The organism is Ekhidna lutea (assembly GCF_900188325.1).
In the GTDB taxonomy this organism is placed as follows: Bacteria; Bacteroidota; Bacteroidia; order Cytophagales; family Cyclobacteriaceae; genus Ekhidna; species Ekhidna lutea.
The window spans coordinates 607,336-632,575 of the sequence record NZ_FZPD01000004.1; the positions used below are offsets into that span (position 1 = coordinate 607,336).

At 40.3% G+C, this 25,240-nt stretch carries 21 protein-coding genes and 1 riboswitch; of the genes, 9 read left to right on the plus strand and 12 right to left on the minus strand.

Annotated elements, in window-relative coordinates:
• The first annotated feature begins 35 nt into the window (after positions 1 to 35).
• Entirely contained in the window at positions 36 to 626 is a 591-nt protein-coding gene (locus tag CHB71_RS13910) for a hypothetical protein (RefSeq protein WP_089357524.1), read from the plus strand.
• Here CHB71_RS13910 and hutG read toward each other — a convergent pair.
• Positions 616 to 1,551 carry a formimidoylglutamase gene (hutG, locus tag CHB71_RS13915; protein WP_089357525.1) on the minus strand — a complete coding sequence of 312 codons (936 nt, stop codon included), beginning with the start codon at positions 1,549 to 1,551 and terminating at the stop codon, positions 616 to 618. The genes CHB71_RS13910 and hutG overlap by 11 nt on opposite strands.
• A gap of 1 nt (position 1,552) precedes the next feature.
• Positions 1,553 to 2,770, minus strand: a complete 1,218-nt coding sequence (gene hutI, locus CHB71_RS13920; protein WP_089357526.1) for an imidazolonepropionase — start codon at positions 2,768 to 2,770, stop codon at positions 1,553 to 1,555.
• 66 nt (positions 2,771 to 2,836) lie between these two features.
• Between hutI and CHB71_RS13925 the strand changes: the two genes are divergently transcribed.
• On the plus strand, positions 2,837 to 3,607 hold the full coding sequence (locus CHB71_RS13925) for a hypothetical protein (protein ID WP_144017432.1): 771 nt from the start codon (positions 2,837 to 2,839) through the stop codon (positions 3,605 to 3,607).
• On the opposite strand, the gene CHB71_RS13930 is transcribed toward CHB71_RS13925, so the two are convergent.
• A complete protein-coding gene (locus CHB71_RS13930; RefSeq protein ID WP_089357528.1) occupies positions 3,604 to 4,872 on the minus strand; it encodes a replication-associated recombination protein A in 1,269 nt (422 codons plus the stop codon). The genes CHB71_RS13925 and CHB71_RS13930 overlap by 4 nt on opposite strands.
• A 108-nt stretch (positions 4,873 to 4,980) precedes the next feature.
• Here CHB71_RS13930 and CHB71_RS13935 point away from each other — a divergent pair, with 108 nt between their 5' ends.
• Positions 4,981 to 5,874 carry a DMT family transporter gene (locus tag CHB71_RS13935; protein ID WP_089357529.1) on the plus strand — a complete coding sequence of 298 codons (894 nt, stop codon included), beginning with the start codon at positions 4,981 to 4,983 and terminating at the stop codon, positions 5,872 to 5,874.
• On the opposite strand, the gene CHB71_RS13940 is transcribed toward CHB71_RS13935, so the two are convergent.
• Genes CHB71_RS13940 through CHB71_RS13950 form a run of 3 tightly spaced genes read right to left on the minus strand, consistent with a single transcriptional unit; the run spans position 5,862 to position 8,637 of the window.
• On the minus strand, positions 5,862 to 6,278 hold the full coding sequence (locus CHB71_RS13940) for a hypothetical protein (RefSeq protein WP_144017433.1): 417 nt from the start codon (positions 6,276 to 6,278) through the stop codon (positions 5,862 to 5,864). The two genes, CHB71_RS13935 and CHB71_RS13940, sit on opposite strands and share 13 nt — an antisense overlap.
• 27 nt (positions 6,279 to 6,305) lie before the next feature.
• Positions 6,306 to 7,325 (minus strand): threonine aldolase family protein, encoded by a 1,020-nt coding sequence (locus CHB71_RS13945; RefSeq protein ID WP_089357572.1) that lies wholly within the window; start codon positions 7,323 to 7,325, stop codon positions 6,306 to 6,308.
• Positions 7,318 to 8,637: an HTTM domain-containing protein gene (locus CHB71_RS13950; RefSeq protein WP_089357531.1), complete on the minus strand. Its 1,320-nt coding sequence runs from the start codon at positions 8,635 to 8,637 to the stop codon at positions 7,318 to 7,320. The genes CHB71_RS13945 and CHB71_RS13950 overlap by 8 nt, the downstream gene beginning before the upstream one ends.
• Positions 8,638 to 8,994: 357 nt before the next feature.
• Between CHB71_RS13950 and sucD the strand changes: the two genes are divergently transcribed.
• The 3 genes from sucD to CHB71_RS13965 all read left to right on the plus strand — a co-directional run bounded on the left by sucD (position 8,995) and on the right by CHB71_RS13965 (position 11,827).
• Positions 8,995 to 9,867, plus strand: coding sequence for a succinate--CoA ligase subunit alpha (gene sucD / locus CHB71_RS13955; RefSeq protein WP_089357532.1), 873 nt, complete (start codon positions 8,995 to 8,997; stop codon positions 9,865 to 9,867).
• Between the two features lie 158 nt (positions 9,868 to 10,025).
• Positions 10,026 to 10,388 (plus strand): BlaI/MecI/CopY family transcriptional regulator, encoded by a 363-nt coding sequence (locus tag CHB71_RS13960; protein WP_089357533.1) that lies wholly within the window; start codon positions 10,026 to 10,028, stop codon positions 10,386 to 10,388.
• The gene (locus CHB71_RS13965; protein ID WP_089357534.1) at positions 10,385 to 11,827 is read left to right on the plus strand and encodes a TonB family protein; all 1,443 of its coding nucleotides are present in this window, start codon (positions 10,385 to 10,387) and stop codon (positions 11,825 to 11,827) included. The genes CHB71_RS13960 and CHB71_RS13965 overlap by 4 nt, the downstream gene beginning before the upstream one ends.
• A 51-nt stretch (positions 11,828 to 11,878) precedes the next feature.
• On the opposite strand, the gene CHB71_RS13970 is transcribed toward CHB71_RS13965, so the two are convergent.
• Positions 11,879 to 12,340: a MaoC family dehydratase gene (locus CHB71_RS13970; protein ID WP_089357535.1), complete on the minus strand. Its 462-nt coding sequence runs from the start codon at positions 12,338 to 12,340 to the stop codon at positions 11,879 to 11,881.
• A 153-nt stretch (positions 12,341 to 12,493) separates the two neighbouring features.
• Here CHB71_RS13970 and CHB71_RS13975 point away from each other — a divergent pair, with 153 nt between their 5' ends.
• Positions 12,494 to 14,281 (plus strand): glycoside hydrolase family 15 protein, encoded by a 1,788-nt coding sequence (locus CHB71_RS13975; protein WP_089357536.1) that lies wholly within the window; start codon positions 12,494 to 12,496, stop codon positions 14,279 to 14,281.
• On the opposite strand, the gene CHB71_RS13980 is transcribed toward CHB71_RS13975, so the two are convergent.
• A complete protein-coding gene (locus tag CHB71_RS13980) occupies positions 14,274 to 16,448 on the minus strand; it encodes a bifunctional alpha,alpha-trehalose-phosphate synthase (UDP-forming)/trehalose-phosphatase (protein WP_089357537.1) in 2,175 nt (724 codons plus the stop codon). The two genes, CHB71_RS13975 and CHB71_RS13980, sit on opposite strands and share 8 nt — an antisense overlap.
• 188 nt (positions 16,449 to 16,636) lie before the next feature.
• A riboswitch (SAM riboswitch) is annotated at positions 16,637 to 16,742 on the plus strand.
• Positions 16,743 to 16,907: 165 nt separating this feature from the next.
• Between CHB71_RS13980 and CHB71_RS13985 the strand changes: the two genes are divergently transcribed.
• Both CHB71_RS13985 and CHB71_RS13990 read left to right on the plus strand, forming a co-directional pair.
• Positions 16,908 to 17,939 (plus strand): homoserine O-acetyltransferase family protein, encoded by a 1,032-nt coding sequence (locus CHB71_RS13985; protein ID WP_245811304.1) that lies wholly within the window; start codon positions 16,908 to 16,910, stop codon positions 17,937 to 17,939.
• Positions 17,936 to 18,913: a homoserine dehydrogenase gene (locus tag CHB71_RS13990; protein WP_089357538.1), complete on the plus strand. Its 978-nt coding sequence runs from the start codon at positions 17,936 to 17,938 to the stop codon at positions 18,911 to 18,913. Before CHB71_RS13985 ends, CHB71_RS13990 begins: the two co-directional genes overlap by 4 nt.
• A 29-nt stretch (positions 18,914 to 18,942) precedes the next feature.
• Here CHB71_RS13990 and CHB71_RS13995 read toward each other — a convergent pair whose 3' ends face one another.
• The 4 genes from CHB71_RS13995 to CHB71_RS14010 all read right to left on the minus strand — a co-directional run.
• The gene (locus tag CHB71_RS13995; protein WP_089357539.1) at positions 18,943 to 19,581 is read right to left on the minus strand and encodes a hypothetical protein; all 639 of its coding nucleotides are present in this window, start codon (positions 19,579 to 19,581) and stop codon (positions 18,943 to 18,945) included.
• Positions 19,582 to 19,706: 125 nt separating this feature from the next.
• Positions 19,707 to 21,836, minus strand: coding sequence for an OmpA family protein (locus tag CHB71_RS14000; RefSeq protein WP_179213425.1), 2,130 nt, complete (start codon positions 21,834 to 21,836; stop codon positions 19,707 to 19,709).
• Positions 21,837 to 21,849: 13 nt separating this feature from the next.
• Positions 21,850 to 22,761 (minus strand): PorP/SprF family type IX secretion system membrane protein, encoded by a 912-nt coding sequence (locus CHB71_RS14005; RefSeq protein ID WP_089357541.1) that lies wholly within the window; start codon positions 22,759 to 22,761, stop codon positions 21,850 to 21,852.
• Between the two features lie 261 nt (positions 22,762 to 23,022).
• Positions 23,023 to 25,240 (minus strand): Ig-like domain-containing protein (locus tag CHB71_RS14010; RefSeq protein WP_144017434.1); only part of this gene is annotated, 2,218 nt, incomplete at its 5' end.

Genomic DNA, 25,240 nt, shown 5'->3' on the forward strand with positions numbered 1-25,240 from the left:
AATCAAGGTAATAGTCTTACGATCAAAAAACACTCATGAAAAAGCTATTGATCTTAATATTATTTTGTGCACCGTTGCTAGTTGTATCACAAAAACCAACTCCAACCGTCCAGGATTTAGATTTTTTTACCGGAAAATGGGAAGTAACACTTGAAATTTACGATACACATAAACCTAACGCAGATCCAATTTTTGTAGAAAAAGGGTATCAGGTGAATGAATATGAACTCAACTACAAAGGTATTCCGATGTTTTTGACATCTCGGGGCTACCTGGAAATTGTAGAAACAGACGAAAAACGGAAACACCTGATGGGACGTACAAGGGAATTTCAAGAGTCGATTCGTTATGGAAACTTTGAAAGTTCATTTGAACGGATTGGCTTATACAGTAATTGGCCTGCAACAGGAATCGAAACAATGACTTACGATTCAATATCCAGAATGTTCATTATCCGCGGGAACCTCAATGTTCAAAACAATATGCTGGAAAGATATGTGGATACATATAAGTTCAATGAAGACTATACCTACTTTGAAAGAACGAATATTGCCAACTTCTCTGATATGCCTATCACAGAATATAACCTGACATTAAAAGGAACCGGCAGAAAGGTTATGGATTAGTTTTTCGATTTACAACATCATAAACAAAGCTGGCTGCCAGCTTAGCAGTACGACCATCATCGTATTCAGGGCTCATCTCCGCCACATCAAAGCTTACAACTTTTCCTGATTGCAGGATTTTTTTTATAAGAGGCTTTATGTGATGAGGCAAAGCACCGTAGGGGTTGGCCGCACTAACTCCAGGTGCTACTCCTGCTGAGAAAACATCCAAATCAAGTGTAACACATACTTTATCCATTTGGTCAATGAAATAATCAATGCGAGCCAAAAGATCCTCTTCTGATTCTCCAAGCAGTTCTTCCATGGAGATAAACGACTGATTTTTCTTTCGCATAAATTCAAACATTGAAGCAATGTTTACAGCTTCATTGATGCCTATTGGTAGGTAATGGAAGTTTTCATATTCATCAAAAAGTTGACGTGCCCAACTACCAGAATGTGCTCCCTGAGGATATGCTCTCAGATCAAAGTGAGGATCAAAATTGATCATCCCTACTTTCTCATTCGGGAAAGTATCTAGCACTCCCTTTCCATGTGCATAACTGATCTCATGACCTCCTCCCATTAAGATTGAAAAAGTATCATTTTTAATCATTGACGTGGTATAGCGAGCAAGTTCTTTTTGTGCATTCTCCAATTGATCTCCACTTACTACCACATCTCCGACATCCGTCAACTTTGTATTTTCGTCAAAGTGAATGGCCAGATTCACCATTGCTTTTCGGATCGCATCAGGACCATCCACTGCTCCAGCTCTACCTAAGTTTCGTTTCACACCCACATCAGAGCAAAATCCCAGAAAACAAAAACCATCCGGAATCTGTGCATTCAAATCGGCGGTCTGAACCACCTGATGCCATACATCTCGGGTTGATCCCGGGTCTTGCCTACCCTTCCAAATAGATTGATTTCCTGGTCTGTACATACTAAATCTGTTTACCGTTTTTCCAGATCATATCCGGCTTGATCTTTCCCTGATTGTATAGAATCTCTCTATAATCATCAACAGGAAAGGCAATCATGTCTGCTTTCTTTCCTACAGCTATTCTACCTCTATCATCTAAACCAAGAGCCTTTGCGGCTCTGAATGTAATTCCTGAGAATATTTCAGCAGAACTCAGCTTTTCATAAATCCCCAGAATGGCAGCCTGTACTAACAGATCTCCCATTGGACCGGAACCCGGATTCCAGTCTGTCGATATTGCTAATGATGCTCCTGCATCCAATAGTTTTCTTGCCGGGGTAAACTGCATTCCTAATCCTATGCTTGCTCCCGGCAGAGCTACTGCCACCGTATCAGATTTGGCTAGAAGCTCCACCTCCTTATCGGTGCTAGCTTCCAAATGGTCTGCACTTCGGGCTCCCAACTCTACAGCAATTTGACTGCCGCCTGTATGGAATTGATCTGCATGGATTGTCAGATCAAAGCCCAACTTTCTCGCAGCAGCCATGTAGTCTTTAGCTATTTCTACTGGGAATGCAGAGGGCTCTACAAAAATGTCAATGCGATTAGTAAGTCCTTTCACAAGCAATTGTGGAAGCAATTCGTTCTCCAGATAAGTCAGGAATTCTTTCTTATCGCTAAACTCCTTTGGACAAACATGAGCGGCCAAACAAGTTGGGATTAAGTCTGCCTTGATATCAGCTTTGGCATTTTTTACCACTTCAAGGACTTTTAGTTCATTCCCTACATCAAGCCCGTATCCGCTTTTCACCTCAATGGTGGTGACACCATCATTTAGATGTCTGTTAGCTCTTTTCACAAGACCCTCTTTAAGCACTTCAGAAGAAGCACCTCTTGTTTTCTCCACCGAATCAAAAATACCCCCACCCTGCTCTAGGATTTTTTCATAGGATTCTCCTGACATACGTAGTGTGTAATCCCTTGCGCGTGTCCCTCCCCATACCAAATGAGTGTGACAATCAACCAAACCAGGCATGAGGACATGAGCACTTTCAACCTCTTCAATTTGATCTGCTTCTTTGGATAAGCTTTCAAAAGATCCGGTTTTTAAAATTTTTTCATCCTCTACTAAAACACCTCCATTTTCTATTATTAGAAGGCTTGAGTCAGCTAAAACCCCTTTTTCTGGTGTCTTTGCTAGTGTGATTACTTCTTTAAATGGACCAATCAGTTTAGACATGGTATGAAAATTGAAATGATTACAAAAGTTACGATTTTTGCTAAAGTATCACGAACCACACCCATCATGAAAAAACTCATCACATCATTATCAATTATTTTGATTTCATTTTCTTCCTACACTCAAATGGGAAGTCTTTCATTGACCTTCGGGCTGCCTCAAAATGAATTCAGAGAAAACACAGACGCCACTGGTTTTGGTGGTGATCTTTCGCTCGCTTTTCCATTCCAAAAAGGAGTGCCTATCTATTTGGGTGGTGATATCAATTATATGGTTTATGGGTTAAATTCTCAGGATCATGATTTAACGGCTGAAATTGTGGCAAACGGGCAGGTTATTGATGAGTTAATAATCCCACTTACGGTAACAAACACCAATAGCATTTTCGGCACTCACCTTTTTATGCGCGCCGTTGCTCCTTTCGAACTGATTCAACCGTATGCAGAAGGACTGATAGGTTTTAGATACATCTCCACTAATACCAAAATCATTGACCGCTCGGATGATCGTCGATGGGCAGACGATGATGATAGTGATGTAATTTCCAGAAAAACAGTTTTGGATGATTGGATCTTTAGCTATGGATATGGAGGCGGTTTCCTCATCAAAGTTGGGCCAAGCGTATTTGTTGATCTGAGAGCCGATTTCTTTAAAGGTCAGCGAGCACAATACTATGATGGTGATGATACTGAGTCGTGGACGGTAGAATTTAACGGAGATCCAAATAATTATGATAGAGATACCGTGACAGGAGATGATCTGTCCTACGAAAACCAACCAAGAGAGTCAACAACAGATTTGTTGGTGTTGAAGTTTGGAGTAGCGTTTAAGATTTAGTATCCGTATTTCTCTTTCCACCTTGTCCGGAGGAATTTTCTCAGCTCCTCCTCTCTTGCATTCTTTCCCGGGTCATAAAGTTTCATTCCTTCAATTTCTTTGGGTAAGAATTCCATCTCTGCAAAGTTCATGGGATGATCATGAGCATATTTATAACCCTTCCCATACCCTTGATCTTTCATGAGCTTGGTGGGTGAATTTCGGATGGCCATCGGAACGGATAGATCTCCCGTTTTCTGGACAAGAGATTGTGCTTGATTAATCGCCATGTAGCTGGCATTACTTTTAGGAGAAGAAGCCAGATAAGTCACACATTGTGAAAGAATGATTCTGGACTCAGGATAACCAATCATATTCACTGCTTGAAAAGCATTTGTAGCCATGACCAGGGCTGTTGGGTTTGCATTTCCAATATCCTCGGATGCCAGGATCACTAACCTCCTCGCAATAAACTTTACATCTTCACCACCTTCAATCATGCGTGCTAAATAATAGACAGCTGCATTGGGGTCACTTCCGCGGATGGACTTGATAAATGCGGAGATGACATCATAGTGCATCGCACCTTTCTTGTCATAAAGAACCGTTTTTCGCTGGGCAGCCTCAATCACCTTTTCATCTGTAATGATTTTCTGCTTTCCTTCATCACTTTTTATGACGAGTTCCAATAAATTTAAAAGCTTACGCCCGTCACCACCAGAAAGATTAAAAAGAGCTTCAGTTTCCTTCAGAACCACCTCATCCTTTTTCAATTCTTCATCCTGCTGCAGCGCTTTTTCAACAAGTAATGTCAGATGCTCTTTTGTAAGTGCATTGAGCGTATAGACCTGCGATCTGGAAATCAAAGCAGAGTTCACTTCAAAACTTGGGTTCTCTGTGGTTGCTCCAATTAAGGTAATTGTGCCTTTTTCAACAGCTCCTAACAAAGCATCTTGCTGTGCTTTATTGAAGCGATGAATCTCATCAATGAAAAGAATGGCTTTGTTTCCTCTGCTGGCGAGCTGTATTATCTCCCTTACCTCCTTCACTCCGGCACTGATGGCACTCAAAGTATGAAATGGTCGCTTTACTTCATTTGCTATGATGTTCGCGATGGTCGTTTTGCCGGTCCCGGGAGGCCCCCACAAAATCATCGATGGGACCTGACCTGAGCTAATGGCTCGCCGCAGTACGCCATTCTCTCCAACCAGGTGTTCCTGACCAACCAAATCTGATAACTTGGAGGGACGCATACGTTCAGCTAAAGGGGAAGTGTCTTGAAACATGGGTTAAAATTACCAAGTATATAAAGATGAAATTCCTTAATCCATTTGATTACTTTATTTCTTTCAAATTTCAGATTATAGTGAGTTACCTCAGCATACATTTGCGACGTGAATTGGTCATCCATTAAAACGTATCTGGCGCTCACGCTTGTCAGCCTTTTTTACGGCATCAACTACAGTGTTTTAAAAATTGTGGTTCCGGAGTTTATGGGTCCCTATGGGTTCATCGTGCTCAGGGTCGTTACTGCTTCTATCATCTTCTGGATCATCCACTTTTTTAATCGGGAAAAAATTAACTGGAAGTCAGATGGTTGGGTATTGGTTCTTTGCGCTTTTACCGGCGTTGCGGTAAATCAGCTTCTGTTTTATAAAGGATTGAGTCTTACATCAGCAGTAAACGGCTCAATTATCATGACACTAACTCCGGTTTTAGTCTTGATCTGGGCGGCACTACTCATTGGGGAGCGGATTACAAGAACGAAAGTCATTGGAGTTTTACTTGGGCTAATAGGTGCTGTGGTCATTCTCTACCAGCCAGATGAAATGCTCACCTCAGGAGATTGGCGTGGAGATATCTTGGTTTTTATCAATGGAGCCAGCTACGCCTGCTACCTGGTGTTAGTAAAACCCCTCATGAAAAAATACCAGCCGATGACAGTGGTGACATGGGTATTTACAATCGCCATCCTGTTTGTGGTACCAGTAGGATATAACCAGATCAGCATCGTGGATTTCACAACTCTTCCATCATACGCTTGGTGGAGTATGACGTATACCATCATCATCGTAACAGTAGTAGTGTACTTCTTAAATGCGTGGACCCTTGTTAGGGTTAATTCATCTGTTGTAGGAGCGTTTATTTACTTACAACCTGTGTTCGCTAGTCTTACAGCCATCCTTTTCTTCGACGAAATCTTTCTTCTCAAACACTTGCTGGCTGCTGCATTCGTCTTTGTAGGGGTATACCTTGTAACCAAAAAGGGAGCAAATCAAAAATCGTAGTGTAGTTGGGTTTCCCAACCTTCTAAATTAAGATACAGCTGATCTTCGACTCTAAGCGGAGTTATATCAATGGAGTATTCTTTGGTAACTATCGCATCGCAGAGCTCGGTATTTTCTAAAGCAATTTTTGCAAAGCGCTGAACAGGATAAGATTCGGCAATGGCTCCTGAGTCTACCAGCTTTACCGCCCATTCACTCCCGTCACAGCCTGAAGATTGGAGTGTTACTTTCAAAGAATCCCCAACGATTACAGCTTCTTCAATCGTATAATTGTCAGTCTTGGTTTGGTTGTATAGTGACTCGCTAATGACTACTGTGGTATGACTCGCAAGTTTCTTGGGTTCATCCGAAGAACAGGAGATCAATAAAAAAGTCATCAAACAAAAAGACAATACAGAATTCATAGGATCACTTTTGTTAAATAACGATTGTTATGCAACAATCGTGCTGATTGTGGACGAAAAACGGTCCAGATTGTAGTCATTGAAATCAAGGTGCGTAACAAATCGCACTAATCCTTTGCCAAAACCAACGGCTAAAATTCCGTTCTTTTCAAGTTCTCCTAACAGCCATTTTTCTGACTTGCCATCTATTAGCTTGCCAATCACAATATTGGTATCTACAGGCATCACGTCTTCAATAAATGATAACTCAGTAAGAATTTCCCCAATCTTTTGTGCTCTGGAATGGTCTTCAGCTAGCCTGTCAACATGATGTTCAAGTGCATGGATACAAGCAGCTGCCAGGTACCCGGCTTGTCTCATACCTCCTCCAAATACTTTTCTCACACGCTTGGCCTCTTTGATTTGATCCTTTGTTCCTAGTAGCACAGAACCTACAGGAGCTCCCAATCCTTTGGAAAAACAAATGGATATGGTATCGAATAATTTACCATAGGATTTCGGGTCTTCTCCTGTTTTTACCAAAGCATTAAAAAACCGTGCTCCATCGAGATGAAGTTTCAAATTATAATCATTACAAACCCGTCGGATTTTTCTGATCTCCTCTATATCATAAACAGATCCTCCACCTTTATTCATGGTGTTTTCCAATACCACTAATTTGGAATTAGGGAAGTGAATATCATCCGGATTGATACTCTCCACAACCTGATCGGCGGTAATTCTACCTCGATCTCCCTCTAATAGTTTTGGTGATAGCATCGAATTATACATCATTCCCCCGCCTTCATACATATAAACGTGAGAGTGTTTATGACAAATCACTTCATCCTGCGGGCGGGTATGGATGCGCATCGCAATCTGGTTAGTCATCGTACCGGATGGACAATACAATGCATCCTCCATTCCGAACAAACTAGCGATCTTTTTCTGAAGTTTGTTTACTGTTGGATCATCACCAAACACATCATCACCCACTTCTGCAGACGTCATTGCCTGTAGCATTGCAGGTGTAGGCTTTGTTATCGTATCGCTTCTTAAATCAATCATTTTCTTCATGTATCAATATCCAGTCTGAATGTCTAAATGGCTCCCATGAAACTTTTGCAAGATCTACATTTTCATCGATCAGCGGCTTGGATGGGTGTCCATTAAGGGAAACCTTCGCATTAGCAAAAACAGCTACATTTTGTCCCTTTTCGGCGTATTCGTCTTTTAGTCTCTGCGCAAATTGCCAAATCATATCAGGTTGTACCATCAATGATGATTGCTGATCTCTCGTTAAGTAATTACTAAGTCTTACACGTTCCCTCTTTCCAGCGGCGATATCCTCAACATACATTCTGATGGATCCGGATTTCACCCTTAGCATCATTCGCCAGGAAAGGCGATGACCTTCTTCTGTAAAAGCAACATCCCCTTTAATTAAATGATGCCTAAGCGGAAGTAGAATCTGCAATATGAAATAAGCGCTCAGCACATATGTCCATCCCTTGGAAAGTTGCTTTCGCACAGGATAAACTTTTGGTTTCTTTTTAAAGAATGTAGACTGGATGGTTTCCGGAGGAAAAAAGAAAACGGTTAGTCCAATCATGAGGTATGGGAAAATGCCGATCTGAAAAACAAAGGAATTGAACAGGTTAAAAATGATGGAGAGAATAAATCCAATTTTTCTGGTTTTTGGATGAAGTAGTAAAAAAACGATTACACCATCATATACAACTCCACCCCATGCAATAACCAGCTGAAACCATTTTTCCTGAAGCAATGGACCGATGAGCCAATAATTGGCTTTGTGACTAAACCATATACCTATAGGTCTGGCTTCCAGCCAATCCCAATGCATCTTATGAATGCTTGCATACAAATAGACAATCACAATCTGGATGATGAAGAACCAATGACAGATTCTTGCACATGTATTTTGAGGTATTGTAAGTCCCAACTTTGCATCCAAGGATCGGCTTTTGTGTGCCGGGAGAATAATCATTGCTGCACTCAGTAATACCAACAGGTAGTAATGATTATTGTAGTGTGTCTTTTGCATGAGGTAGACCATTGTCCACATGCTGAAGAATACGAACGTGGATGCGCGATAAAAGAAACCAAGCATGATGAAAAGAGCCGCGGTTCCCATGATCAGGAAATAATAGATCATGCCATTACCTTCCAAAGGCTGCAACCACTCAAAGCCGATCATGGTAAATGTGAATTTTGGATCTATAAATGCCTTTTGCACCCAACCGGTCAGAATTGCTCCATAGCTTTCTGCTGCGGCAAGGAATCCAAAGATTATTCGAAACAATATCAGCGGGCTATTGTCTACGTGAGTTCCTAAAAATGAGCGGGCAGTTGTAAGCATCAACTTAGGTTATAGGTGTGAAAATAGAAAAGGAGCCCGAAAGCTCCTTATTCTAAACCTAAGTAAATATGAAGAGGATTAATTACTTACACTGTCAAACGATCTCATCTTGTTGAGGTTTAGGTATTTAACGATCTTTAACTATTAGATAAGCCGTCTCGTCGAAAGTTTAATAACCTCAACCATGAAATCAGTTGGAATTAATCGCGAAAAGTGTGCCAAAAACTCTCTAATTCAAAAGAAAATTTTATTACATATTGTATGAAAGACCAATTAACAGGATTTTATGAGCGGCAATTTGCTTAAGTAATTGGTAGACAGATTTAATCGTATATTTTTGCGGAAAATCTAAAAGAAATGAGTGTTCTTGTAAATAAAGATTCTAAAATCATCGTACAGGGTTTCACAGGCTCTGAAGGTACTTTTCACGCCGGTCAAATGATCGAATACGGCTCAAACGTTGTGGGTGGAGTTACTCCTGGCAAAGGAGGACAGACACACCTTGACAAGCCGGTATTCAATACCGTTAAAGAAGCTGTTGACAAAACAGGTGCTGATGTAACTATCATTTTTGTTCCCCCTGCTTTTGCAGCAGACGCAATCATGGAAGCGGCTGATGCAGGCATCAAAGTAATTGTAACTATCACAGAAGGAATACCTGTGAAGGATATGATGAATGCAAAACCGTATGCAAAATCAAGAGGTGCAGTACTTGTAGGACCGAACTGTCCGGGTGTGATCACTCCTGAAGAAGCAAAAGTTGGCATCATGCCCGGCTTTGTTTTCAAAAAAGGAAAGGTAGGAATTGTTTCAAAATCAGGAACGCTGACCTATGAAGCCGCTGACCAGGTAGTAAAAGCAGGAATGGGAATTTCTACTGCTATTGGCATTGGAGGTGATCCAATCATTGGAACCTCAACCAAGGAAGCAGTGCAAATGCTAATGGAAGATCCTGAAACAGAGGGAATCGTGATGATTGGTGAGATTGGAGGATCATACGAAGCAGATGCTGCAAAGTGGATCAAAGAAAATGGAAATAAGAAGCCAGTAGTTGGTTTCATCGCAGGGCAAACAGCGCCTCCGGGAAGAAGAATGGGTCATGCTGGAGCAATAATCGGAGGAAAAGATGATACCGCTGAAGCTAAAATGCGAATCATGGGTGAGTGCGGTCTGCATGTGGTGGACTCTCCTGCCGATATTGGTGCAGTAATGAAGAAAGCGTTGAGCTAATTTCAAAAGAAAAGAAAAAATTTAACCCTGATGATGCATTTCATCAGGGTTTTTTTATGCCTTAACCACATCAACTAAAATTTTAGTTTGAAAAAATTTGCATCTTTAAACTAAAAGATTAGTTTTGAAACTAAGTTATTAGTTAAAAGACGAAATCAATGAAGCCACTTACTCAGGCAGAAGAAGAAATTATGCAAATTCTTTGGCAGTTGGAGAAAGCATTTGTCAAAGAAATTGTGGAAGAATACGATGACCCTAAACCCGCATATAATACCATTTCTACTTTGATTAGAATCATGGAAAAGAAGGGGTTTGTTGGGTATGAAGCTTTCGGCAAGTCCCACAGATACTACCCGCTCATTGATAAAGAGGCCTATAGCAAAAAACACCTCAATCGTTTTGTAGACAAGTATTTCAGTGGCTCATACAAAGACCTGGTTTCCTTCTTTACCAAGGAGAAGGAAATGAGCGTTCATGACCTTGAGAAATTATTGGATGAACTTAAAAAAGACCAGTCATGATTACTTATTTAATCGAATTTGCCCTTTTGCACTTACTGTTTTATTTGGTTTATAAACTTATGCTCTCACAGGAGACACAACTTAAGTTTCTCAGGTTCTTTCTTTTAGGATCAACCGTTTTGGCATTGATAGTTCCTATACTTGAGATACCAGCTCCATCTGAGGCTGTTTTTGTTAACCTAGCTACTAGTGTTTACCCAACCTTTGAAATCAATCCAACAGGATCGAACTTTTCTTCCTGGTCCTGGATCGAAATAACAATGCTGGCACTTTCCTGTCTTTTTGCACTCAAGTTTGTTTCGGGAATTATTCAAATAGCAGCTTATTACAACAAAAGCGTAGAAAAGCATATTAATGGTATCACGGTGAGGGAAATCCCAAAGCTGGAGACCAGTTTCACTTTCTTTCAATGGATATTTATCGACAGCAGTCATTTCGAGAATCCGGAAGATATCATTCAGCATGAGCTAGGACATGCCAAAAAACTTCACACACTTGATATGGTCTTTTTTCACCTACTAACCATTCCCTTTTGGTGGCTTCCATCCATCTGGTTGATGATCAAAGAATTGAAAAAAGTACATGAGTTTGAAGCGGATGAATTCGCCTTGAAAGTAAATGACAAAACATATGCAAAGACCTTGGTGCAGTGCACCTTGAGAGCTCATGGGATGAACCTGGCCAGTTCATTCGATGACGCTCCTATTTTTAACCGTTTAAACTTTATGAAAAAGATGAAAAAGAAAATCAGTATTTGGAAGGTAGCGAGTGTTACCGCATTAGTGGCCATTTCCGGAGCTATGTTCGCTTGCGAAGACGAGCTGGAATCAGAAATTAAGCGAATTGCAGATGAGAGTAATCAGCAAATCGATTACTCAGCAGATGTGAAAGCTGCATTGGATGAACTGAAACAACAAAACCCCAACACTGAATATGTGGTAGTAGAAACAAGCCTGGACAATGAAGCCAGCATTGAAAAGCTAAACTCATATGATCCGGGGCAAATCGCTAAGATTTTTGTAACCAAAGAAGGCGATCATAAGAGGGTAGTTATGATTGTAAGTCAGGACTCGGAACTTTTCAACAAAACTGTAGAAGTGCAAGAGTCTGATCCTACAAATGAGGTCTTTACCATCGTCGAAAAGGCAGCTTCATTCCCTGGTGGGATAGATGCATTTAATGAGTATATATCTCAAAATCTAAGTTATCCAGAACAAGCTCAACAACTTGGAGTTGAAGGCAGGGTATTTATCAAGTTTATCGTCGAAAAAGATGGAAGCCTGTCTAACCTTGAGGTTGTAAGGGGAATTGGGGCCGGATGTGATCAAGCTGCTTTAGATATGATGAAGAACTCACCAAAATGGAATCCTGGTGAACAGCGAGGGCATAAGATCAGACAAAAGTTAATTCAGAATATTCTATTCAAACTACCTAGCTAATCTTCTCATAAGCAGTTAGTCAAACCCTGATCGATGATCAGGGTTTTGTTTTTATTCAAAATGATATAGAAATATCATTGTCGCTGTAAATGCTGGCTTTTTCTCACCCTTGATTTCAAGAAGCGCCTCTACCTCTGCCTTAGAAATACCCCTCAAATTAGCGAGTGATTTTAAGGTAGCTGTCAATTTTATCTCACTGTTTACTTTCACTGCCTGACCAAACTTCAGCTTATCGATACCGTAATTCACCAACATTTTCACATTGTTGAACTGAGCGATCTGTTCCCATAAATAGGGCATCACTGAGAGTGTCAAGTATCCGTGAGCGATGGTTGTGCCAAAAGGTCCATCCTTTGCTTTTTCCGGATCAGTATGAATCCACTGATGATCAAGTGTTGCATCCGCAAATTTGTTGATTTGCTCCTGAGTGATCTGATGGTACTCAGACTCTCCCATCACCTTCCCAAGGTGTGCTTCAAACTCTTCGTGATTATTGATGACTAGTTTGCCCATAAATCTTGATTTTAAGGGCGTGAAGTTAGCGCATCATCCTTTTCAAGCCAACTCATTCTTATCCCCTCTTTTTATCTGTCATCATATTTTATCCTTTGCAGCTAACATGAAAACTATTCATGTAGTAGTTTCACTGCTGCGAATAGAGTAATAATGAAAAAAAGACATTCATATGATTATGGCCTGATTGGTAACTGTGCCTTTACAGCACATGTAGGTCTAGATACCAATATTGCATGGATGTGCTGGCCAAGATTTGATAGTAGTTTCATTTTTGGACAACTGCTCGACAATAAGAAAGGTGGGGCCTATACAGTCCTACCGAGTCATGAAAGATGGTCTTCCAAACAGTATTACGTAGAAAACACTAATGTTTTGTGTACTGAAATTACGGGAGAGTCCGGTACTTACAGGGTAACAGACTTTGCTCCTCGCTTTCGTCAAATGGATCGATACTATAAACCATTGATGCTCATTCGAAAAATAGAGCGTATCAGCGGAAATCCAAAAATCACTGTACAATGTAATCCGGTTGGAGATTATGGTGAAGTAACTCCCGAGCATAGTTTAGGAAGTAATCATATCCGGTTTTTGGGCCTGAAATCGAACGTAAGACTTACAACCAACATTTCGTTAAGCTATGTGCTAAATCAGGAGTCTTTTGTTCTCAATGAGACGAAATACCTCGCCCTGACATGGGGGCCGCCACTGGAGGCTGCTCTGAAAGAAACTTGTGATAATTTTTTAACCAAAACAGTTAACTATTGGCAAGGCTGGATCAAAACAGCCAACATTACAAACTTTTATCAAAAGGAAGCCATCCGATCCGCTCTGGCATTAAAGATTCATCAGTATGAAGATACAGGTGCCATTGTAGCGGCTACTACCACTAGTTTACCGGAAAGTCCCGGAAGCACCCGAAATTGGGATTATCGCTATTGCTGGATGCGGGATACCTACTACACGCTGAATGCATTCAACAACATTGGTCACTTTGAGGAACTAGAACGCTATTTTCATTACATCCTAAACACTACCATTGAGGAAGATGACCGCTATCAACCCTTATATGGAATTACCGGAGAAAAGAAATTGGTGGAAAAGACACTAGACTTAAATGGCTATCAAAACAATGCACCCGTCAGGGTAGGCAATGATGCGTATACACACATTCAAAATGATGTGTACGGTCAGGTTCTCATCTCTCTTTTACCTCTATTCAGTGATGGACGAATCGTTTTTGAGGAAAGATTTAATACTTCAGAGTTGATTTTCAAAACCTTGAAAATGATGGAAAAAGCCTTCTCCGAAAAGGATGCAGGATTATGGGAATTTAGAAACCTGGCACAACATCATTGCTATACCTACCTATTCAACTGGGCCGGCAGTAATGCTGCCATTAAAATTGCTCGTAAACTTGGAGATGACAAGATAGGTGAGCTAGCTACAAAGCTAAAAACCAAGTCAGCGAAAATGATAGAAAAGTGCATGGTGCCTGCTAAGAAAGGCTATGCTCAGGCAGTTGGAACGGATCGTATGGATGCAAGTACCCTCCAACTGATCATGATGAATTATCTGGATCCCAATTCAAAAGAGGCAAAGAATCATCTGAAAGCACTTGAAAAAGAACTCCATGCCGGAGATGGGCTTTTTTACAGATACAAGCATATCGATGATTTCGGGGAGCCGGAGACGACATTTTTAATCTGCGCATATTGGTACATTGAAGCACTGGCCTGTGTCGGTAGGCTTGATGAGGCAATTGCACATTTTGAAAAATTAAATGGCTATGCAAATCATGTAGGCCTATTAAGTGAAGACGTTAAGGCTGCTGATGGTAGCATGTGGGGAAACTTCCCTCAGGCGTATAGTCATGTTGGTTTGTTGAATGCTGCAAGTAGAATATCAAGGAAATTAGATTTGCCTGATTTTCTTAGCTAGTAAGGTCAATGAGAATTTTTCGAATGTCTTCATAACTCTCTACTCTGAAATTTGCTGAGGACGAAGAGTACCCTACTTTCACCGTAAACGCTTCCTCAGGCATCACTTTAAAAGTATCTTCATCGGTCCAGTCATCACCACAAGCCATGTGAAAATCATATGACTGATCTTTTAGCCATTCGGCCGCCGCATGCCCTTTATTTACATGCGAATTTTTTACCTCAATAACCTTATGACCTTCCATGATCTGAATGTCTTTCTCTGAGGAGATATATTTCAAATGACTTGTGAGTTCACGCGTACGCATTTCACCAAGCCCAGTTTCCACTTTACGGTAATGCCAGACAAGTGAGTAATCTTTTTCTTCCACGAAAGAGCCGGGTGTTCGATCTACATACATTTCAAGCACTTCTAAAAAATCGTCCTTCCAGGTATTATCAACTTGAACAAGCTGAGCCCATTCCTCCTTACATTTTTTATACCAAACCCCGTGCTCTGCAATAACATCTACAGGATATTTTTCCATCCAGCCACCCAATGTTTGTCGATCACGACCACTGATAACCACGACCTTATTTTTAGGGTCTTTAGTAAGTTTTTCAAGAATTTCTTTGAGCTCAGTATCTGGCTTTGAATCATTGGGGTCTTTAAAAAACCCAACAAGTGTACCGTCATAATCAAGAAAAATTATTCTCTTTTTTGCACCCTTATACTTCTCCTTTAATAGCTCTAGAATGTTTTTATCAAGTGGTTTTGTCTGAAGATTCTCCTGCTCCTTTTTAATGAAAGCTAGCCGTTTCATAAACAAATTAACCCATGCATGGATGTTATATCGTTTTAGTGATTCCTGCATGATGTGCATCCTTCGCTGTTGCTCATCTTCCGGCATAGTCAAAGCCTCTTTAATTGCCGCAACCAGCTGTCTGATATCATTGGGGTTGATAAGAATAGCATCAGATAACTCTTTCGAAGCACCGGCCATTTCGCTCAGGATCAACACTCCTTTTTTATCCAATTTGCTTGCAATAAACTCTTTACAAACAAGATTCATCCCATCCCTCATTGGTGTCACCAGTGCTACATGAGCCATTCGGTAAAAGGCACTCAACGCATTCAATGGGAAGCTGCGATAAAAATAATGAATAGGCATCCAATTCATTTTACCAAATCGGCCATTTATCCTTCCAACCAGCAAGTCAATTTCTTCCTTGAGCTGAGCATATTTTGGAACCTTATCTCTTGACGGAACGACCACCATCAGAAGAGATACCTTTCCCTGGAAATCTTCATTTTCTTCTAAAAATTGCTCAAATGCTAATAGTCGCTGAGGTATGCCCTTTGAGTAATCCAGTCTGTCAATTGTTAGAATAAGTTTTACATCTCCCAAAGAAGTCCGATATCGAACCTCCCGATCGAGCGTGTCTGGCAAAGCAGCCGCACTCGCATACTTGTCATAGTCAATACCCATTGGTAATGCATCTGCAAGCACAGGGCGGTTACCCACGTTTATCTGTCCATTGGAGTTGCCAATTCCGGCCAGTCGATTGACGCTGGACAGAAAGTGACGCATGTCATCGTAAGTGTGGAACCCTAGGAAATCAGCTCCCATCATGCCATTCAGAAGCTCCCTTCGCCAGGGGAGCAGTCGAAATGATTCAAAGCTCGGGAAAGGAATGTGAAGAAAAAAGCCAATGCTTGTTTGTGCATTAATATCACGGACCATCTGGGGCAATAAGAGTAGTTGGTAATCATGAATCCATAACGTATCACCTTCCTCCAAAACCTCCTCAATTGCCTTCGCAAACTTTCTGTTTACCTTTTTATAAGCTAGCCAAAGGTGTTCTTCGTAAACAGCATATTGATTAAAATAATGAAAATTTGGCCATAGGGTTTCGTTACTAAACCCTTCATAAAAATCTTCTATTTCAGACGTGTTGAGAAAAACAGGCTTCATGTTTTCCTCTGTTAGCCTTTCCACAATTTCTTCCTTCTCCTTCGTTTTTTGTATGGCCAAACCCGGCCAACCAATCCAAATATTATCGCCTTCTTTATAAATGGACCCCAAGCCGGTAGCAAGGCCTCCTTCGCTGGGCTTGTAACTCAACTTATCTTCTTCACGCTGTATTTTAATAGGCAGTCTGTTAGAAACTATGATGGTTTTTGGCATTTGGCAGCAAGGTTTAGATCAGAAAATATTGATACATAATATACTCAATTCATCATTGCGATATCAACAAATAGACATATTTCACTCATTTTCAATTAGTTAAAATTTTTAAGTGATTTTATTTTCTAATTTTTTGGAGAATATAAAATTCCTGATCTACGTTTGCATCATCAAATCGATAAGGTATCGATTTATAAAGAAGCGCCGAGAGACAGGCTCTATGACGCGCTAGCAACCCCTCCTAAAATAGGAAACGGTGCTAATTCCTGTCCCGATTATCGGGAAATATAAATTGATTATTATGAACACAACAAGATTTTCATTCCGCTACAGGAACTCGACATTGAGTCAAGCTTACGCCTCATCGATTTCACACTCATGTATGTGCTGTTGTTGTATCTGTCTGTGATACACTCGTAAGTCCCAAACATTAAATCATTTGGCAGGTGTACCCAATACATGGATTTTTCTATCCATGTATTAACCAATCAGTTTTACGCAAATTACAACAACATGGAAACGGCATTATCTAAGGTTAATTTTCTTGGTTTTAAGGTTGAGGAACCTTTGGTCCTGGAGAGTGGAGACACTCTTCGGGATCTTAGGATCCGATATACAACTATTGGAGAATTAAATGAAACCAAATCAAATGTTGTTTGGGTTTTTCATGCCCTCACAGCAAATAGTGATCCATCCGAATGGTGGAAAGATCAAATAGGAATTAACAGGTTTATCAATCCTGAGCAGGATTTTATTGTGTGTGCAAATATGCCTGGCTCTTGTTATGGAAGCACTAAACCAGAAAGTTTCGATTTTCCAACCTTAACAATTGGTGATCTTGTACGATCATTTCAGCAGCTGAAGGCACACCTGGGAATTGATAAAATTAAGCTTGGAATTGGCGGATCAATGGGAGGACAGGTGCTGCTTCAGTGGGCAGTGGATGAACCTGATCTATTTGAAACCATCGTTCCAATTGCAACAAATGCAAGACATTCTGCATGGGGCATTGCTTTCAATGAAGCTCAGCGAATGGCATTAATCCAGCCCGACCTTGAAAATGGCCTGAAAGCTGCGCGTGCTATTGCACTACTTTCTTATCGCCATTATGATACGTTTGACAAAACGCAATCTGATGATGATGGAAGGGTGGAACAATTTTCTGCGGCTTCATATCAACGATATCAAGGCGAAAAACTAGTGAAACGCTTCTCTCCGTATAGCTACTACACCCTTTCCAAGGCTATGGATAGCCACAACATAGGAAGGTACTATGATGGTGATTTGAAAAAGGCTTTGAGTCGCATTAAATCCAATGCAATTATCATCGGAGTGGACTCTGACATACTGTTTCCACCTCAGGAACAAGCCTTTATTGCAGCCCAAATTCAAAACAGCTCATTTCATACAATTGAAAGCTTATATGGACACGATGGATTTTTACTAGAGACTGAGCAGATCGACAACATTTTAACTAAAGAACTATCATGAAAACACCCGAGAAAATAGGATTATTTGGGTTTGGAACCGTCGGCAAAGGATTCTATGAGAATTTAAAAAAGCAGCCAAACTTGCCAGCAATCATCTCCAAGGTGTGTGTCAAAAGATTGGATTTACCACGTATTGGTCACGAATTGTATTTCACTAATGATCCGGAAGAGTTGCTTTCAGATCCAGAACTGGATATCATCATTGAATTGATTGATGACCCGGAGGCAGCTAAAATATATGTGGAAAAGGCACTTGCAAGCGGGAAGCATGTGATCAGTGCAAATAAGAAAATGATTGGAGATTCACTGGATGAAGTAGACCGATGGCACCAACGATTCACCGGTAATTTTCTCTATGAAGCTGCTGTGGGAGGGGGTATCCCTATTGTTCATGCAATAGATGGATTTTATAGAGATCAGGAAATCCTCAAAATCAGAGGAATACTCAACGGATCTTCAAATTACATTTTGACACAAATGCAACTCCAAAACTGGACTTATGAAAAAGCCCTAAAAGATGCCCAACTCAAAGGGTTTGCAGAGCGGTATCCATCTCTGGATGTGAGTGGAATGGATGCTTCTTACAAACTTTCCATTCTTGCCTATCATGCCTTTGGGAAAGTCCCTTCTATGAAAAGTTTTGAAGTACATAGCATTGAAGAAGTGTCTAAAGAAGACATCAAAAAAGCCAAGATGAAAAATAGAAAAATAAAGCCTATCGCTACACTAACCTTGCAGGATAGCGAAATCAATTGTATCATCAAACCTGAGGCTGTCGGCCCAAATGATGAATTCTATTCCGTGGATTATGAAAATAATGCGGTGAGTGTGGAGACATTGATAAGCGGAAAACATGTGGCCGTGGGCAAAGGAGCCGGCTCACTTCCAACAGGCTCATCGGTGATTGAAGATCTGAAGCGTCTCCTCCAGGGTTACAATTATCAGGTAGGTAAAAGGGTTAAGACTGTTGTATAACAATGCTAAACTGTCATAGACTAGAACAATTAGTTGCTTTTACCGTCATCAAGAAGTTTGAACAAATATAAAAGAAGTAATTTCTCCTTGCGTTTAGTCTGATTAAACTCCTCTAATAACTCATCGTTCATCTGAAGTAATTCTGTCATATAATCAACGGTAAGTTCTTTTATGGAGCCATTTAAGTCAAGTATATATTGAGTCTCACTGGCGGTAGATGTTGCTGCAAATTGAGTACTCCCCGAAACCATGTTCATTGAAGGACCATATCCGGTTGTTTCAATGTATTGGTTAAAAACATAAACGCTATCATTAACTCTTTCAATGGGGCTGAAAAGTGAGCTCTTACGAGAAGGATCCACAAGTTTGGAGGTCATATACATTTTTCGCCCATCGCAAAACCCAATGATGCTTCCTAGTTCCCTTGCCTCTTTTTTCTTTATTGAGATCCTATAAAAGAGAGCTTCTCCGTTTACATATCCCGCTCCTCCAGAATTTGCCTGACCTAAAGTTTTGTATTTAGATATAAGGTTATATTCCCATGGGCTTGAAGGGGTATTTTGTTTTACTTCATTAAGACTTTTATAAACACCTTTCTTGAACTCAGATTGAGAAAAAGTCAAAAAATAAGAACATAAAAAAATCAGGCTTAAATAGCGTTTCATCATAATTAAAATTCTCCGTCTTGAATCTGCTATTATACAAAAGAATTTTTGTAGCTAACTAATTAATAATCGATAAAAAAGGGGTGCATGGTTTCCCAATACACCCCGACATCACCACTAATTGTGTCTTAATATTCTGTCACCATAAATTCTGTACGCCTATTCGCCTGGTGCATATCCGTTTCACATGCCACACCATTTGTACATTGATTTACGGGTTTAGTTTCGCCATATCCTTTGGCAACTATCCTGCTGCTTTCAATGCCTTGTTCCACGATATAATTGACCGCTGATTCAGCTCTTCGCTGAGATAAATCATGATTATAAGAGTCACTGCCTCTTGAATCTGTATGTGAACCCAATTCGATCTTTATTGTCGGGTTTTCAATCAGAACTTTTACCAACTTATCCAATTCTTCTTTCGCTTCAGCTCTTAGAATAGCTTTGTCAAGATCGTAATAGATGTTTTCTATTTTAATTTCTTTGTCTAACACAATACGATCTAAAGGAACCTCCCAGTCTATTTCACCTTTTTGATTGGTCGTACTTTCATTTATATGACCAGTAAAATACTCACGCTTAGCACCCATTATTTCGTAAGTAGAATTTTTATCCAGAGGGAAAAGTGTTGCTTCTTTTTCTATCAGAAGTGGTTCGATCACTTCACCAGTAGTTAAGTTCTTGAGTTTGATCAATGGTTCCGAGAGTGTTACCCTCGTCTCTTTATCTACCGCAATAACTTTTGCAAACAGACCTGCTGGTTTAAGCTTAAGAACAACAGTCTCATTGAAAGAACGATTGATATACTTGTTTTCACTTTTAACAAGCTCAAAGTCCAATTTACTTGCCTCAAATAAATAATTTGAATTTAACGGTAATTTAACAGAGAAGCGTCCCTGATCATCTGTAACAAGCTGGATTGAATCGTTAATATCTACCATGGCTATTGGGATTGGAGTGCCATCAGAATCATTCTCAACCAATCCATTAACAGTCATCAATGTTGGCCTATTATCAACAAAATGATAAATATTATCATTCCCATCTCTATTGGAAGAAAAGTAACCCTCTCTCCCACGGATAATGAATCCAAAATCATCTAGCGACGAGTTAATGGGAGCCCCAAGATTGATAATCTCTTCAGGGTTTCTGAAATCAATAGCAAAGACATCAAGCCCGCCTAAACCTCCATGCCCTGATGATGCAAAATAGAGTACACTATCCTTGTAAAAAGGAAATAGCTCATCTCCTTTGGTGTTTATGACATCACCAAGGTTTTCCGGTTTTGTCCAGCTCCCGGTTTCATATCTGGTTATATAAAGGTCACTTTTTCCTTCACCTCCGGGCATATCTGATACAAAAACCATCGTAAACCCATCTCCACTCAGAGTAGCATGTCCCAATGAATATTCATCATTGTTATATTCGAAGGGGGTAATGTGATTCCACCCATTTTCGCCTCGTTCTGCAAAATAGAGTTGGAGGTGGTTAGTATCCTCAGAACTTCTGTTTTGTCTGCCTTTTATGATATTGTTTCTGGTAAATACTGCCTTTGAACCATTTAAATAGAATGAAATAGGTCCGTCATGCAGCTTAGAGTTGATTTTAGAGTCAAAGCTCTTCACCTCCCCGAATTCATGATGTGAAATGGCTTCTGTATAATAAAGGTCAAGAAAAACAGAATTATCCCAGGCATACTCGTTTTGAAGCAGCGCTTTTCTTCTGGCCGACACAAACACTACACCATCCTTATAATATGTGGGTGCAAAATCAGCAGCTTCGATATTGAAAGAAACACTGCTAACATCATAAAAACTGGCATCTGAAATCAATACATGCTGATTTTCAATCGCATCAATTTTCTTTTGAATCCGATGGTCATCGACATCATGATCATACTCCTCAAACCAGCGCTTTGCTTCGGAATATTTACCGTTTGATTTCAATGCCTCAGCGTAATAAAATTTAGCTGTCGGTATTACATTTTCTTCATGAACTATTTTAGCGTACCATTCCTCTGCTTTTTTCGAGTTATTAAGCAGTCGATAGCATTCGGCAATCTTCCACTCTAATTCGTGAGAGGCCGTATCATTTTTATATGCGCGTCTGTAATAACCTAATGCATCGGCGAAAGCATAGCTTTCAAATTGTTTGTCTCCATTTAAAGCGTTACTTGCCAGCAGTCTCGCTAACTGTCCTTGTGAAGGTATTGCCGACAGCAGCAATAGCCCAGTTAATATTTTTAGTGATGTTTTCATTGTTCCTGGTGGTTTAGAAATATCGTGGTGTGATGGTCTTCTTATTCTTAAAGGCAAATACATAGTTCAACATGATTTCATGTGTACCCCGATTTGCTCGTTTCAGATCTGAGGTAGTAAAATCATGCGCATAGCCAAGTTTTAACTGACTATTGATCTGAAGCTCGAGTAGGGCATCAATACTATCAAAAGACCGATAGCTCACACCCACCCAGATGATTTGTTCAATTAATAGATTGGCATTCAAATCAAACTCTACAGGGGCTCCCTCTACACCTTTAACTAAAATATTCGGCTTTAGCATCAGGGAACTGCTTAATGGAATAACATACCCCGCCATCATGAAGTAGTGTTTTCGCTGATCTTTCCCACTGTCTCCATCGTCAAAGAAATTATGATTAACAAGCATTGGGACCGAAAAACCCAGGTACAAACGGTCGGTATAGAAGTATGCTCCTGATCCGAAATTTGGCTTCAAACCACTGTTGTAGTTTTCTGTCAAAGACATATCAGGGTTGTTAGGATTGAGTTCATTTTGATTCGACTTGTAGTTGGAAAAACCAGCCTGAAGACCTAATGAAAGCGTACCAGAGCCAAAATTGACACGATAAGCATAAGCACCAAAAAGTGAATTCTGACGAGTTATTCCTATTTGATCATTAACGAATAATAGACCTAAGCCAACTCTATCATTCAATAGCGGGCTGTGTACCGAAAGTGTTTGTGTACTCGGTGCACCCTCTATTCCTACCCATTGCTCCCTAAGTAAAGCAGTCACACTTAAACTCTTGTGTGTACCAACCACACCAGGGTTAATGGCTACAGCATTAAACATATATTGAGTAAACATCGCTTGTTGTTGTGCAAACACCCCGCTTGCCAACAATCCAGAAAGGACAATTAACGATAATTTTAAATTTTTCATGATTTACTATTAGTGGTTTTGAGCGGTTAACCTATTGCTAACTATTCATTACAAAGAATCATATAATTGCTTGATTATTTTCTTGGTAAGACCAACCAAAAGCTGCTGGTATTTTTACCTAAAACAAACTACGTAGTTATACAAAACGCTTTCTTAGATTAAAAAAAGAGGCATTTTTAATAATGTAATCGGTATCTAATTGATAATTGGATGCGTTATATGACATATAACCCTCTTCACTTAGAAGAGGGCCATGAGTATTTATCTATTGACGATTACAAATCCTGATAATGGCTTTCGTCCCTCTTCAAGTTGAATCAAGTAGAAGTAAGTACCATCTGGCACCCGATCACTACCTACCTGCAGGCGGCCGTTTGACTGACTTTCCCACACGTTTGTTGTGTTATTGTATTGGCGAATTGTGATAATTTCATTGCCCCAACGGTTGAATATTTTTACGACATTGTCAGGAAACTCTTCAATGTTTGGAATTATCCAACCATCATTAACCCCATCATTATTAGGAGTAAATGCATCAGGCACTTCTATCACCGGGATAATATTGATTGTCACCATTGCTACATTGGAAGTAACTCCCTCATTGTCATTGATAGTATAAGTAAAACTATCGTTCGTGGTTTTGCTGCCGTCATGATTGTAGCTAATCGTTCCGTCTCCATTAACAACCAATGTTCCATTTACAGGATTGGAATCAACTCTGATCGAATTTAAATCTAAGGTTCCGTCAGAATCCGAATCATTAATTGAAACATTAATTATTACACTTGTTCCCTCATCCAATTCTGCAAAATCATTTTCTGCAAGTGGTGATTCATTTGACATTGTATTGTTTGGGTTGACGGTGATTGTAACGGTAGCAACATTCGAAGTAGCTCCTTCATCGTCATCAATTGTATATGTGAAACTATCACTGATTGTTTCGCTATTGTCATGTTGATAAGTAATTGAGCCATCCACATTGTCCATTAGTGTACCATTCGATGGGGATGAAACAATTACTATTGAACCTAAATCTAATGTGCCGTCTGAATCTAAATCATTTGCTACAACATTTATGACTACACTTAAGCCCTGGTCTATCTCAGCAGAATCATCATTGGCTACTGGCGCCTCGTTCGCTGTATCGTCAACCGGGTTAACAGTGATTGTTACTGTCGCTACATTCGAAGTAGCTCCTTCATTGTCATCAATTGTATATGTGAAGCTATCACTAGTCGTCTCACTATCATCATGCGTGTAGCTGATCGTGCCATCGCCATTGTCTACCAATGACCCATTCGATGAGGATGAAACAATCGTGATTGTTCCAAGATTCAGGCTGCCATCGGCATCACTGTCATTCGCTACAACGTCTATTGAAACTGTTGCTCCTTCGTCTACAGTCGCTGCATCATCCATCGCTACTGGTGTCTCGTTCGCTGTATCATCAACCGGGTTAATAGTAATGGTTACCGTTGCAACATTCGAGGTAGCTCCTTCATTATCGTTAATTGTATATGTGAAGCTATCATTAGTCGTCTCACTATCATCATGCGTGTAGCTGATCGTGCCATCGCCATTGTCTACCAATGACCCATTCGATAGAGATGAAACAATCGTGATTGTTCCAAGATTCAGGCTGCCATCGACATCACTGTCATTCGCTACAACGTCTATTGAAACTGTTGCTCCTTCGTCTACAGTCGCTGCATCATCCATTGCTACAGGTACTTCATTTACAGTATCATCTACCGGATTAACAGTGATTGTTACGGTCGCTACGTTCGAAGTAGCTCCTTCATTATCGTTAATTGTATATGTGAAGCTATCACTAGTCGTCTCACTATCATCATGCGTGTAGCTGATCGTGCCATCGCCATTGTCTACCAATGTGCCCTTTGATGGGGATGAAACAATCGTGATTGTTCCAAGATTCAGGCTGCCATCGGCATCACTGTCATTCGCTACAACGTCTATTGAAACTGTTGCTCCTTCGTCTACAGTCGCTGCATCATCCATCGCTACTGGTGTCTCGTTCGCTGTATCATCAACCGGGTTAATAGTAATTGTTACCGTTGCAACATTCGAGGTAGCTCCTTCATTATCGTTAATTGTATATGTGAAGCTATCATTAGTCGTCTCACTATCATCATGCGTGTAGCTGATCGTGCCATCGCCATTGTCTACCAATGACCCATTCGATGGGGATGAAACAATCGTGATTGTTCCAAGATTCAGGCTGCCATCGGCATCACTGTCATTCGCTACAACGTCTATTGAAACTGTTGCTCCTTCATCTACAGTCGCTGCATCATCTGCTGCAACTGGTATATCATTCTGAGGAGTGATGTTTAAGGTTACTGTTACAGTGTTACCATCTACTGTTCCGTCATTCACCTTGTAAGTGAAGCTATCAACAGTCGTCTCTGAGCCATCATGCTCATAATCGAAGCTACCATCTGCATTCAGTGTCAATGTA